Annotated in this window: 15 protein-coding genes; 6 read left to right on the plus strand and 9 right to left on the minus strand. The window is 62.4% G+C overall.

The genetic code is table 11. The features are described 5' to 3' along the window. Positions 1 to 138 precede the first annotated feature (138 nt). Genes ABZ810_RS18165 through ABZ810_RS18180 form a run of 4 tightly spaced genes read right to left on the minus strand, consistent with a single transcriptional unit; the run spans position 139 to position 3546 of the window. Positions 139 to 1329, minus strand: coding sequence for an ABC transporter permease (locus ABZ810_RS18165; RefSeq protein WP_358404189.1), 1191 nt, complete (start codon positions 1327 to 1329; stop codon positions 139 to 141). Then, the gene (locus ABZ810_RS18170; protein ID WP_358404190.1) at positions 1326 to 1997 is read right to left on the minus strand and encodes an ABC transporter ATP-binding protein; all 672 of its coding nucleotides are present in this window, start codon (positions 1995 to 1997) and stop codon (positions 1326 to 1328) included. Before ABZ810_RS18170 ends, ABZ810_RS18165 begins: the two co-directional genes overlap by 4 nt. Next, positions 1994 to 3037: a peptidoglycan-binding protein gene (locus tag ABZ810_RS18175; protein ID WP_358404192.1), complete on the minus strand. Its 1044-nt coding sequence runs from the start codon at positions 3035 to 3037 to the stop codon at positions 1994 to 1996. The genes ABZ810_RS18170 and ABZ810_RS18175 overlap by 4 nt, the downstream gene beginning before the upstream one ends. Beyond that, entirely contained in the window at positions 3034 to 3546 is a 513-nt protein-coding gene (locus ABZ810_RS18180) for a hypothetical protein (protein WP_358404194.1), read from the minus strand. Before ABZ810_RS18180 ends, ABZ810_RS18175 begins: the two co-directional genes overlap by 4 nt. Before the next feature lie 243 nt (positions 3547 to 3789). On the opposite strand from ABZ810_RS18180, the gene ABZ810_RS18185 reads away from it, so the two are divergent. Both ABZ810_RS18185 and ABZ810_RS18190 read left to right on the plus strand, forming a co-directional pair. Further along, positions 3790 to 4014: a hypothetical protein gene (locus ABZ810_RS18185; protein WP_358404196.1), complete on the plus strand. Its 225-nt coding sequence runs from the start codon at positions 3790 to 3792 to the stop codon at positions 4012 to 4014. After that, positions 4007 to 4624 (plus strand): DUF2637 domain-containing protein, encoded by a 618-nt coding sequence (locus ABZ810_RS18190; RefSeq protein WP_358404198.1) that lies wholly within the window; start codon positions 4007 to 4009, stop codon positions 4622 to 4624. Before ABZ810_RS18185 ends, ABZ810_RS18190 begins: the two co-directional genes overlap by 8 nt. Before the next feature lie 101 nt (positions 4625 to 4725). On the opposite strand, the gene ABZ810_RS18195 is transcribed toward ABZ810_RS18190, so the two are convergent. The 3 genes from ABZ810_RS18195 to ABZ810_RS18205 form a co-directional block, all read right to left on the minus strand. Next, positions 4726 to 6177 (minus strand): HEPN domain-containing protein, encoded by a 1452-nt coding sequence (locus ABZ810_RS18195; protein WP_358404199.1) that lies wholly within the window; start codon positions 6175 to 6177, stop codon positions 4726 to 4728. A 91-nt stretch (positions 6178 to 6268) separates the two neighbouring features. After that, entirely contained in the window at positions 6269 to 6826 is a 558-nt protein-coding gene (locus ABZ810_RS18200; protein ID WP_358404201.1) for a hypothetical protein, read from the minus strand. 760 nt (positions 6827 to 7586) lie between these two features. Then, on the minus strand, positions 7587 to 8318 hold the full coding sequence (locus tag ABZ810_RS18205; protein WP_358404203.1) for a helix-turn-helix transcriptional regulator: 732 nt from the start codon (positions 8316 to 8318) through the stop codon (positions 7587 to 7589). A 193-nt stretch (positions 8319 to 8511) separates the two neighbouring features. On the opposite strand from ABZ810_RS18205, the gene ABZ810_RS18210 reads away from it, so the two are divergent. From ABZ810_RS18210 to ABZ810_RS18225, 4 genes are read left to right on the plus strand one after another with little or no spacing between them, the layout of a single operon-like run. After that, positions 8512 to 8988: an ATP-binding protein gene (locus tag ABZ810_RS18210; protein WP_358404204.1), complete on the plus strand. Its 477-nt coding sequence runs from the start codon at positions 8512 to 8514 to the stop codon at positions 8986 to 8988. Continuing rightward, positions 8985 to 9392 (plus strand): hypothetical protein, encoded by a 408-nt coding sequence (locus tag ABZ810_RS18215; protein ID WP_358404205.1) that lies wholly within the window; start codon positions 8985 to 8987, stop codon positions 9390 to 9392. Before ABZ810_RS18210 ends, ABZ810_RS18215 begins: the two co-directional genes overlap by 4 nt. Then, the gene (locus tag ABZ810_RS18220) at positions 9392 to 9859 is read left to right on the plus strand and encodes a GntR family transcriptional regulator (RefSeq protein WP_358404207.1); all 468 of its coding nucleotides are present in this window, start codon (positions 9392 to 9394) and stop codon (positions 9857 to 9859) included. Before ABZ810_RS18215 ends, ABZ810_RS18220 begins: the two co-directional genes overlap by 1 nt. A gap of 49 nt (positions 9860 to 9908) precedes the next feature. Continuing rightward, on the plus strand, positions 9909 to 10460 hold the full coding sequence (locus ABZ810_RS18225) for an HD domain-containing protein (RefSeq protein ID WP_358404209.1): 552 nt from the start codon (positions 9909 to 9911) through the stop codon (positions 10458 to 10460). A 123-nt stretch (positions 10461 to 10583) separates the two neighbouring features. Here ABZ810_RS18225 and ABZ810_RS18230 read toward each other — a convergent pair whose 3' ends face one another. Next, positions 10584 to 11072 (minus strand): SLATT domain-containing protein, encoded by a 489-nt coding sequence (locus tag ABZ810_RS18230; RefSeq protein WP_358404210.1) that lies wholly within the window; start codon positions 11070 to 11072, stop codon positions 10584 to 10586. Next, the gene (locus tag ABZ810_RS18235) at positions 11073 to 12581 is read right to left on the minus strand and encodes an RNA-directed DNA polymerase (RefSeq protein WP_358404212.1); all 1509 of its coding nucleotides are present in this window, start codon (positions 12579 to 12581) and stop codon (positions 11073 to 11075) included. Positions 12582 to 12589: the final 8 nt, after the last annotated feature.

Below are 12589 nucleotides of genomic sequence, written 5' to 3' on the forward strand. Positions count from 1 at the left end.
GCACCTCCCCCGGGGAACGGTCGTCGTTGGGCAAAACCTACCCCGACCGGCCCACGTCAGACCGACCACACGGGCAAACGCCGCCCAACCGTCACACCGTCACGAACACCTCGCCCATCGAACGGTCGCGAGCGCCCCTCACACGGTCGCGAGCGCCTCCGTCGGGGCGAGCCGCGCCGCCCGCATCGCCGGGTACAACCCGGCCACCGTCCCGATGACCAGCGTCGCCCCCAACGCCCCGCCCAGCGCCCACGAGGGCACGACCGGCGGCCACCCGCGGTACACGGCGAACCCGATCGTCACGCCCGCCCCCAGCACCACGCCCACCACCCCGCCGAACGCCGACAGCAGCAACGACTCGGCGAGGAACTGCACCCGCACCTGCCCCCTCGTCGCCCCGAGCGACCGCCGCAGCCCGATCTCACGCCGCCGCTCCAGCACCGAGATCACCATCGTGTTGGCCACGCCCACACCGCCCACCAGCAGGGCCACCGCGCCCAGCCCCAGCAGCAGGTTGGTGAACGCGCCCGCCGCCGCGGCCTTCGCCTCCAGCGCATCGGACGGCCGGCTGACCTGCACCTCCTCCGGGCTCTCCGGGTTGACCGTCCGTGCGAGCACTTCCCGGACGTCTTCCACGGCCCCGTCCGCCGAGCGTTCGTAGACCATCGTCGGATGCCGGTCGAACCCGAGGTACCGTTCCGCGGCGTCCCACCCGACCAGCGCCGACCGGTCGATCTCGGGCGCCAGCTCGGCCGGCGCCAGGATCCCGATCACGCTGAACCACCGCCCGCCGATCCACACCTGCCCGCCCACCCGGTCGAACCCCATCCGCTTGGCGGCCTCCGCGCCCAGCACCACCGCCGGGTACCGCCCCGTGCCCGCGTTCAGCCACGTCCCGTGCCGGACGCCGACGCCCACCGTCTCCAGGAGTTCCCCGCCGGCCGCCTGCACCGCGATGCCGCTGGTCACCTCCTCCGGGATCCGGTCGGTCCTGCGCATGGACGCGTTCACATTCCCCGTCGCGCCCACCGACGTCACCGGCCCGATGCGCGCCACCATCTCGACCGCGCTCTCGGGCAGCTTGGCCTCGTCCCCGTACAGCGTGTCGCCCGGCGCGACCGTCAGCAGGTTCGTCCCCAGCCGGTCGATCCGCCGCAGCAGTTCCTCCTTGCTCGACGACGAGATCCCGATGACCGACACCATCGTCGCGATCCCGATCGCGATGCCCAGCGCGGACAACACCACCCGCGTGGGACGGCTCCGCAACCCGCCAAGCCCGACCCGGACCACGTCGGCGCCGCTCAGCCGCGCCGGCACCAGCCCGCTCACGACGCGACCACCCTCTCCACGATCAGCCCGTCCCGCACGCGCACGCGCCGCGGCGCCCAGGCCGCGATCTCCATGTCATGCGTGATGACCACCACGGTCGTCCCACCCGCGTGCAGCTCACCCAGCAGCTCCAGCACGCCCCCTCCAGCCGCCGTATCGAGGTTGCCCGTCGGCTCGTCCGCCAGCAGCAATTCCGGCTCCCCCACCACGGCCCGGGCGATCGCCACCCGCTGCCGTTCACCCCCCGACAGCTCGTGGGGCCGATGCCGCACCCGGCCCCCCAATCCCACCCGTTCCAAGGCGGCCCGAGCCCGCTCCCTCCGCTCCTTCAGCGGAACGCCCGAATACAGCAGCCCATCAGCGACGTTGTCCAGGGCGCTGACCCCATCGGCCAGATGAAACTGCTGGAAAACGAAACCCACATGCTTGGCCCGCAACGCCGACAATTCCCGATCGTTCAGCCTCCCGACCTCATGGCCCGCGATCCGCACCACACCCCGAGTCGGCCGATCCAGCGTCCCGATCATGTGCAGCAACGTCGACTTGCCCGACCCCGAAGGCCCCACGATGGCGGCCAGCTCCCCCCGTTCGATCCGCAGGTCGACCCCCTTGAGCGCCGCCACCCCCGGGTACTCCTTGGTGACCCCCTCCAGCTCGACGATCGTCATGAGACCGGCACCCCGACCTTCATGCCCTCCTTGAGCCCCGCGCCCTCGACCTCGACACGCCCGCCCCCGAACGCCCCCGTCTTGACCGCGACGACCCTGCGGGCCGCACCCTCCACGACCTCGACCCCGAATCCCCCCTCCTTCAACGCCAGCAGCGCCTCCACCGGCACCGACAGCACACCCTTCGTCCGTTCACTCTCCAGCTCCACGGTCACCGGCGCCTGATCGAGCTTCCCGGTCTTGGCCCCCTTGTCCAGCCGGATCTCCACCGCCACCACCGCCTTCTGATTGGGCGGCTCCCCCACCGTCTGGGCGACGTCCCCCACCTCGGCCACCGTCCCCCGCACCACCACGCCCCCCGGAAGCTCGACCTCGACCCGAGCCCCTTGCCGCGCCAGATCCTGCTTCTCCGCGTCCAGATCCACCCGCACCACCCGCTGCAACCCGGTCACCCCCACCGCGACCTGCCCCGCCGCGACCCGTCCCCCCTTCTCCACCTTCACGTCCTTCACCCTCACGGCGCCGGACAGGAAGACGACCTGCCCCACCTCCACAACGCCCGTCTCCTCAAGCCCGCGATCGTCCTGCCACTCCCGCACCGCGTCCGCCGTAGCCCCCGTGAACTCCTGATCCACGGTCAAACCGCCGTACCCCAGCACCTCCAGGTTCCGCTCCAGCTGCTCGACATCGCGCCCTTCCACCCCCTCCTTCAGCACCCGGTACATCGGCTCACTCCCGTAGAACAGAGTCACCGCCTTCCCGTTCACCTTGAGGAGCGCCTCCCCCCGCTTAACAATCCGCCCCTCCTCAGGCACCGCCGTCGCCACGCCCCCGACTCCCAGCGCGACCCCCCGTTCCCCCTCGTAGGTGAGCGTCCCGTCGACCTTCTCGCTGTCCACGAGGTCCCCCCGTTCAACACTCGCCGCCCCCAACGGCTGAGCCTCGGCCTGAACGGGACCCTCACCCCCTCGGAGCACCCCCACACCCACGCTCCCCCCGGCCACGACCACCACCACGGCCGCGACCACCACCCGCTTCACCGCGACCCCGCGTTCGGCGCGAGCGCCCGGCACGCGTCCCGCGCCTTCCGCACCGTCTCCGGGCTCAACCCCTTCAGCTCCGGAATCTTGATGCTCCCGTCCGGCCCCGGATCCGGCATGTTCACCCCGTGCTCCCGCATGCACTGCGCGAACTTCGTCGCCTGGTCCCGCACCTTGGGATCCTTCATGTCCGGCAACTTCCCGCCGGCCTCCAGGTAGACCCGGCACTCCTTCATCGCCGCCTCGAGCTTCCCCCGATCGACCCCCTTGCCCCCCAGCCGGATATCCCGCCGATCAGTCCCCGGCTTCGGATCCGGCACGTTGATCCCGTTAGCCCGCATGCACTGCGCAAACTTGAGATCCGCCTCCTCCGCAGAAAGCGATTTGGACGGCGAGGCCGAAACAGAAGCCCCACCCCCCGCCGAAGCAACCCCGCTCCCGCCCCCGTCGTCCCCACACCCGCTAACCAGCAGGGCCAACCCCAGACCCCCCACGATCCACTTCCGCATGTCCGTCACTCCTCCCGGCCAAGGCCACACACCCCAGCCAGCAGCAACGAAACCCCGACAAGGGTTAAACCCGCATTAGCCCCGCACGGTCACAGAGGGTCGGATCGCGTCGATCGGAGTAGCCCAAGAAGCCCCTCACCAGGCAGTAAGCCCTGGGGCAGTCACACCCAGTCGATCCGGATCGAGCCCCATTGGCTCCCCCGATTGGCTCCCGTGGCTCCCCCAGGGCGGAGAGGAGGCCCCATGCCCATCCACATCACCGAAACCCGCATGACCCTCACCACCAACGGCGCCGTGACCGCCGAAGCCGCCCGCGTCGATGGAGCCTGGCAAGTCACCACCTGGCCGCACCCGCTCGACTACAACCGAGCCATCACAGCCCTGACCCTCGCCGAACGCCTAGCCAACGGCCACCCCGAGACCGACCCTTTCGTCATCTCCTGGCGAGAGGAGTTGACCCATGGCTGACCGCCTCACCCGAATCACAACCGCGCTCGCCGTGGGAATCGTCGCGGTTGTCGCTGCCGTGATCTCGTATCGCCACGCGTACGAGTTGGTGCGTACGCACGGCGAGTCCGGCGCGACGGCTCGCCTCGTACCGATCACCGTGGACGGCCTGATCTGGGCTGCATCCATGGTGATTCTCGACGCGAGCCGCCGGAAGCAGCGTGTACCACCGTTGGCCAAGTGGAGCCTAGGCGTGGGCATCGCGGCCACCATCGGCGCCAACGTGGCGCACGGCCTGTCCCACGGCATCACTGGCGCTATCGTCAGCGCATGGCCAGCACTCGCCCTCGTCGGCTCGTTCGAACTGCTGATGATGCTCACACGGAACGTGGCATCACCAGCGCAGGCACAGGAACGTCCTGAACCGGAGGCGTCCGCGTCGGTAGAGCCTGAATCCGCCCGTACCAAAGTGGAGCAAGACCCGGAACAGGCGGTACTCACGGACTACCTTGCGAGCCTTCAAGGTCCAGGAAGACCGATCTCACAGCGGGCTCTCGCCGAGAGGCACGGCATCGACCGCCGCAAGGTGAGACAGGTCATTTCCACCGTGACACAATCTGAGCCAGCGTAAATCACGAGAGCCCCGAGCCGGCCCACTCGGGTGGCTCGGGGCTCTCGGGTGTGGTCTTCCTCTCATTGACCGAAAAGAACATCTCAGATCGAGCACTCAACCTATGATTGATCATGAGTTGCCCGTTTAGTTGCGGCCTCCTCTATGGCAGTTCGAAATGCCCTCGCAGCAAAACCATAAGATCGTTCGGCAGCATGAAGCTGATGCTCCGGCGAGACACCGAGTTTCTCCAGCAGCACCAGGTGCATCAAGGCGCTAGTGAGAGGGCCGAGACGATACCGTGCTTCCTCTGGAATCTTTTCCAGCTTGGCACTGTCTAGATGGGCCAGCGCATTTCTTGCATCTCGTACCCACTTTGCCCAGACGTCCACGTCTGTGAGCAGGTACGAGACGGCCTGCGCAGACGGAATGTCGGCCAGGTCTAGAAGCCGATCCTTGTATCCGCGGTCGTTCCGGAGCCGACCCTTGATCCAGTGGCGCTGAGTCTTATCGCTAATCGCGGCTTCGACCTGCTGTATCAGTTGCCTGTACTGGTCTTCTGCCAGTCCGGTTGCTTCAGGAAACAGGGCGCGATGCAGTGATTCTGCTGCGGATGCCGCATTGAACAACTTGTTCTCGTAGTAGCCGCTCCGCGAGTAGTCGAGACCGAAGAGCACGTGGATGCCGAGCCCGATGCTCCTATAGAGGGGAACCCAGCGGTCGAGAAGGTCTTGAAAACTCACATCTTGCAGGGAGAATAGGAAGTCTTGCGGGACGACCTTACGCTCATGCTCGATTTCGGTATTGCCTCCGTGGAGTAGCTCGAATCGCTTGGTGCCCCTATCGGGTAGCTTGCTGAACAGCTGCTTCGAGCGGATCGCAGAAGGATGTCTTGTGGCCAGCGTCAACAGGTCTTGCAGTGACTTCATCGTCGGATGAAAGGCGTTCCACATAGAGGGGGTTGAGCCAGTGATCCGCGCGTAAGCGCTTTCTTTGGCATAGACCTGATTGCGATCCAAAGTGCGCTGCAAATGAGCCGACCTTTTCCAGGTCCAGGCGAGGCTTATTGTGGTCCCATCGACTTCAGCCGTTATGGAGTCTGGCATCTCAAGCTTGTAGCCAGAGACAATGTACTGATCGTCAAGAAGAGTCTTAAGTCCAGTCACGCCCGCCCAGGCTGTCAGATTGTCGATTTCTACGTCGATGCCGTCGAAAACGGGATCCTCCGGAGTCTCCAGATGAAGTCCGATAATAACCACCCGCGGCTTGAGTGTTTGTTTGGCGGTTGCGCAGTCTCCACCAAATTTCTCAGTTGCATTGGAGCTGCTCGGGTCTATCAGTGTAATGAACCTGCCGTCAGCAGCTCCGTGGATAATGGCGGGCCCCTCATCACGCTCCGAAATCTCGGTGACTGTAACGGAACCCTTCTGGGTAACGCGCTCTCCTGGTCGGTACAGAAGCCCTGTCAGCTCCACTGTGCACTTCTCCGAAGAAGGGATACATAGCACGCCCCCAACTCTTTTGTCCGGTGCGTCCGGAATCCACCAAGTGCCTATGAGTCGTCGCTCTTCCATATCCCCTCCATGGTGATTGTCGTATTGTATATTAGCTCGCTCTGGAGCACCATTCACTATCTTGCAAGGTGAAGGACCTAGGCCCCCGAGGCTAGATTTCAGGGATTCTGTCGCGTCGATGGATAGGCGCCTTTTGATGGAGATAGAAGGAGTCGGATGGGGAGGAGCCGTCCTTCCAATAGTATTTCACGCCGATGAATCCCAGGGCATATGCACTGGAATAGGACGTGAGGCATTTGCGGCTCCTACTGAGGATGCCGGCGGCCGGTTCTATGTGTATCCCTCCGCCTTCTACCCCGACTCTTTTGAGAGTGCGCCTATAGCGCCTGAGCCCCTGATCCTTATAGAGGACCATGTGCATATCTGAAAGGCGGTCGGTGGCCTCGTCGAGGAAATCAATGATCGATTGAGGAGTCTTGAACCCGGAATCAACGAAGCTGCAAGCTGCATGCTTGGCAAAGTACCTCGCAAGGTGCACCGTATCGACCGGCCATGATGCACCAAATACTTCGGCCATATTGATGTGATCACGTCTCCATAGGGAGTCCATGTTCTGCCAGACGTATCGGGAGTACCTAACATAGGCATCGTCAAATTTCTGACTTCTCTTGCCGTTACAGGCAAGGCACATGCTCGCTTCAAACTTCACGACGTCGGACTTTGGGCCTCGCACCTTGCGCAGGCGCTCGTCATTTCCTGACCCCCACAGGAGGTACGGCGAATCGCCCCACATTTGACTCAAGTCCGTCCGCTTGAACTTGTGCTCCCGAGTGCTCGCCGGGGCTGACTGGCACCACCAACAAAGGCCATCGGTGGCTATCCGATAAGGCGAGAGCTGCTCTCCCTGTAGCCAGGTGGACGGGTCTGACCAGGATGGTTCGCTCATATGAGTCATTGTCCTCTCTCGATCTTGATCCGCCAACCGAATTACCCCGCGCGCTAGCGCCCGCGAACCCTGCCTCGCCGCGTCGTGATCGACGGCCGGAGGCGCTGCCGAGCGCGAGGACCCCTGCACAGAGACCCGGCGCCGGCCGCTGGGCTCGGAAGCAAGTTGGGGTGCGAGAGGAGGGGTTCGTACAGGTTCCCTTGAGCTGGCGGGCTTGAGCAGCAAAGTGAGTAACGATGCTCACGGATACATCTGGACTGCCCTGGACACTCGGGGATACTGTCCCAAGCCGGTCGGTTCCCAAGACGCTTTAGAGCGTGCGTGCAACCCGTTCGAGTCCCGCCGCCAGGTGTAGGTCTTACTCAACATGGACGCGCTCAGGGCTCGTTCGGATGACTGGGCAGACCTTGAGAAGCGCAACCGCAGGACGAAAGCGTTCAAGCTTCTGCCAGTCGCCATCTCCAGGTGTCCAGGCCCGCAGCCGGAAAGCACGGTTCACCAGATCCTGCATGCTCTGGGCACTTCACCCAAGTGAAACCGCTCCGTCCCACACCCTTTCAAAGCTTTCCAGGTACGTGCGAGTCATGTCGTCGTGTGCTGCTCTACGAAGGTGCAGAACAGGGGCGTCGGACGCTGCTATGCCGTAGGCGTGAGTGTTGATCAGCAGGTCGTCGTCCGCGCGATAGATGGAGTTGTAGAGCACCGTGTCATGGAGCCGGATCTCGACGGTCTCGATCTTATGGAGCGGCCGGTAGAGCCAGAGCACGTTGCGGATCTTGGCCGACAGAGAGTCTTCCAAGCCTTCGACGTCGCCTCGTTCGGTCACGTGAGATCCCTCTGGATCGCCGAGCAGTATCCGCATGGGCACACCCGCACGCGCCCTGTCGGCAAGGAGGCGCATCAAGCCAGTGTCCTCAGCCAGGAAGAGCCCTGCATAGGCGAGTACGCAGATCTCCTGGTGCGCGCCCTCGAACAAGTGTTGCCAGACCGAACGCGGGACGGACCAGCGGTGAGGGTAGGTCGCGAGGATCTGAGCACTCGGAGGCTCGGGGAACGGACGGGGCTTTGCAAGCTGAGGCCACAGTTCCGCCTCGTCTACACCGAGGAGGGTTGAGATCCGCTCGCGGTGCCGCGGGTAGGGCACGCGTCCGGACAGCCAACGCCGGACGGTCTTGGGGTCCACCCCAAGACGAGCGGCAACGCTGTCCTCGGCGAGTTGGGCGTCAGCAAGCGCGCGACGCAACAGGTCGTTCACCGAACCTCCCGGAGATGCGGGTACGACTGACGTTAACAGAAGACGTCCCTAGACGTCCCTAGGTGTCGGTGGAGAGGTCCAGCAGGTCACGCGAGGCTCGTTGCACATGGGCGGAGCCGTCCACGTTCAACCGCTGACGGCCCGGTTCTCGCCCCCGCCTTCCAATCAGCCCGAGCCCGAGGAGGCTTCCCCCGTGTCCACGGATCAGGCGCCGGACACTGTCCAGTGGCTCCAATCTCCTGCCCCTGAGGAGCACCTCGGCGCCTTCCTCGGCGAGATCGTGCTCCCGTTCGCCCCAGAGGCTGTCGGACGAGCAAGGCGGTTCGTACACTTCATCGCCGACACATGGCGCATGGCTAGTGCAACAGGCATCGCCGAGTTGTGCGTGTCTGAACTCGTCACCAACGCCTACACGCACACCACACCGAACCCCGCCTCGCCCTTGCGGTTGGTTGTCCTTCGGCTCGGTTCACGCCTGCGCTACGAGGTACACGACCCCAGCCGCACTGAGCCGTCCAAGCGAGATCCCGGGGTCCACGAGGAGACAGGCAGGGGGATGCAGCTCCTCGGCACCTTTGCCGACCAGCACGGCACCTATCCCACGTCCCAAGGCAAAGCCGTCTGGTTTGAACTCGCCACGTGGCGCGCCGACGAGGAGGCCGAGCGATGAGCGGCCAGACCGGGCCGCTCATCCTCGCCGGCTCGGTGAGCGAGGCAGTCAGGCACCTTGATCGACTCGGATGGGCTCTCGCTCAGGTCGGGCTCGCGACACGGACACGCTACGAGGAAGCCGTTCCACTCCTGTACGCGTTCGACGCGTCGCTCCCACTTGTCGGCGAGAGTATCCGCGCCGTTCCGGCCTGCCGTGGCGCCAACGCCCCAGAGTGGTGGTTCGTCGATTCGATGACTGAGCCGGTGGCTCCATGCTCCGACGTGGCGAACGCAGTCGAGCGCATCATCACGATCCTCGCTCCCGTCCTCGCAATCGTCGGCAAGTCGTCGCTGTCCCAGGACAACGGCGCGCGCCTGGGACAGCGACCCCTAACATGGCTGTCCGTCCCTCGGAGCGAATGATGAGCAAGCCACCATCCGCCTGGGGCAAGTACCGCAGGATCTCCACGACCCTGCGTAAGCGTTTGACGGACGGGATGTACGGGTCCGGCACCCAACTGCCCTCCGAGTCAGCCTTGTGTAAAGAGTTCGGCGCTGTCCGCAACACGATCCGACGAGCGTTGGCCGACCTCGAAGCGGACGGACTGATCACGCGGGTACCTTCGGTTGGATGGTTCGTCGTCTGTCCCAGCGGCGCGACAGACCGCCCCGCTCCCCGGTATCAGCGGATTGCCGACGACTTACGAGCTCAGATCAGAGATCGTAACCTCACACCCGGCGCACTGCTCCCCAGCGAGTCCGATCTCGCACGGACCTACGGCGTCTCCCGCTTCGTAGTCCGGCAGGCATTCGCCGACCTGCAGCGAGCCGGCCTAGTGATCGCCGTCCACGGCAAGGGACGCTTCGTCCGTCAAGACGTCCCTAGATGATCCATCGGCGTCCGTGGACGTCCACCGATGCGCACATAGCGTCAGAGACATGAACAGCACAGCCATGTGGGCAAGCGAGATCGCACGTCAACATCTGGAAACGTCACTCCCCCGCCGCTGGACCCACACCCAAGGCGTAGCTCGCCAAGCCCGCAGCCTCGCTACCGCCCTGGGCGGTCACGCGGACCTTCTCGAAGCCGCCGCTTGGCTTCACGACATCGGCTACGCCCCGGACCTCAACATCACGGGCTTCCACCCCCTTGATGGCGCCCGCTATCTTCGTGATGTCCATCAGGCAGACGACCACCTGTGCCAGCTCGTCGCCCATCATTCGTGCGCGTTGATCGAGGCACGCGAGCGTGGCCTCGCCGACGAACTTGTCAATGAGTTTGGGCCAGATGCCCCAGAGCTGACTAAAGCATTGATCTACTGCGACATGACCACGAGCCCAGACGGCCGTGAACTGCGCGTAGAAGATCGGCTCTCAGAAATTCGAAACCGGTATGGCCCTAACCATTTGATCACGCGGGCAATCTCGACCGCATCCCCCCATTTGGTGAGTGCTGTTCACTACGTACGCGCACTCAAGGCTCTGACCTGAAACCGCAGGGGCGTCTGCCAGATACGCCGTCTAAATCACGGCCCCTTATCGTTTCCTGCGCGTTGTGCTGGACGGAGGTCTACACGGGACGCATTTGTCGGCCACCTACCCACCATCAACGGGTTAGTCGGATGACAACACGCCTGCTTTGACACGCTTCGCAGCTCGCTTGAACAATCTGTTAGAGACAAGATCACTTGACGAGACAATCTCCGCATATTCCTTGCGCAGTGAGCGAACCTTGCGTTCAAGTTCAGAGTCACCCGATCGCTTGAGTACGAGAGAGAGTTCAAGCGCTGCATCGTGACGCAGTTTGGTGAAGCGCCTACCCGTCTCTTTGTATGATGCGGCCCTTTTTCCCGTTCCGACGAACGAGGCCGTTGCAGCGACGGCTCCAGAAACGGCCCCGAGAGCAGCCCATGCCCTGGGTTCTCCTACTGCTACAAGGAGGGCAGCGACAGCAGCGACGAGAGATGGGACAAATACAATGATCTTGTCCCAAAATTCCGCCGACTTTGCGGCCTCAAAGTAAGCCTGGGCAGAGTAGGAGGAATCCTCACAGAGCTTGCCCAGTTCATCCGTGTACGGCTTGCGCTCTTGCTCGGACTGCACTCAATATCTTCTTTCTGTAACCGGCCTAGGAATTTGGCTAGGGTTTGCCAATAGGTACTTCGCCGTGAGCCGGAGATCTGGAACCGACTTCCAGACCTCGTTCAGCCATCTCTCCGTGCATTGGCCAGACTCATAGCAGGCGATTAGCAGTGCGCGCCGCACTCCTTGATCCTTTTCAAGCTGGAACTCTTGTTTTAGCCTCAATGCAGATCCGGGCTGCGAGGCCACACCGATATAGCGGGCAGCAAATTCTCTAACGAAGCCAGCTTTATTCTTATCCAGAAGTAGCTCCCATGCCGCCTTCAAGCCATCCTTGCTAAAGGCCTCGTGATTAATCATATATATCAGCAGATGCTGTTCGGCATAGGGATACATCACCAGCTTGCTATTTACAAGCAGGTCTACAACAGCCTTGGTGATATACGGAGACAGCCATGGAAGATTTCCAAGATATATGAGCGATTCACGTGCGATGTGCGGTAGATCGCCCAGGTTCGCGAGCAGCCAGGCGGCAGCGTAGTCGTCGTAGACGGCAGCCAACTTCGTCAGACAATACCTTAGGTCTCGACCGTTTATTGGATATCGACCAGTGGTCCTATCGAAAAGAGCGTGAAGATCCTCAATACTTCCTACGTCTAGATTTCTGACGCCATAACCAATAGCGTCCTTCTCGTCATCCTCGAATACGTCACCAATTTCTCGACTTCTATAAATCGTTGTCTTCGCTCCAGAAAGCGTCAGATGCCGATAACGCAGGATTCTGTTTGCTTCAAGCAACATCTCACGTAGAGCAACCCAGTCTTCGCCAAAGATGTAAATGTCATCCGAGTATCTATAGTGGCGAAACCCTCGTCGGGATATTTCATTATCCAATGGAAATAGGTAGAGATTGGCCAGGAGACCTGAAGCATCTGAGCCTTGAGGTATCCCCCAGACCCCGGTCTTGCTATTGAATGACGATAGGCATTTCCTCAGAGTGGATGTGGACCATGATGGCACCCCAAGAGCCTCAACATCCTCCATCAAGATCCCTGATTCTATATTCTCGTAAAAGGCGGTCACATCTGTCCGCGCCAAGAGGAGTTCTGGATGCTTCTCGTGCAAGAATCGCGCGGATCGCTGCATCTTGATCCACATGTTGGCTCCGAGGAGCGCCTTACGCGCCTTCCACCATCGGTAACTGTAAACGCCGCGGGGAAAGGCTGCAGCTATTTTGTCTGCCGTGGCAAACACTGCCGCATCATAGATCAGGCGGTCCGAAGGCAGCATTCTCACGAGAGGTCGGACATTCAATGCGTCCTTGGGTAGATCCACCACATCGAGTTGCAGTGGACCGATTACTCCATCCCTAATTCGTTCAATTAGTTTGTTTCTATATGCTTCCCAATCGAATTCAATATCTGCATGAGATATGAGATCCGGCATGTCAAGATCGCCGCTTGAAATTCCTAGGTGCGCCCATGCAACTTCAAGGTTGTCGACGATGGATTGATCATGCTGTGTGGGCATGCAGAAGA

It is taken from the genome of Spirillospora sp. NPDC047279, from assembly GCF_040643285.1.
In the GTDB taxonomy this organism is placed as follows: domain Bacteria; phylum Actinomycetota; class Actinomycetes; order Streptosporangiales; family Streptosporangiaceae; genus Spirillospora.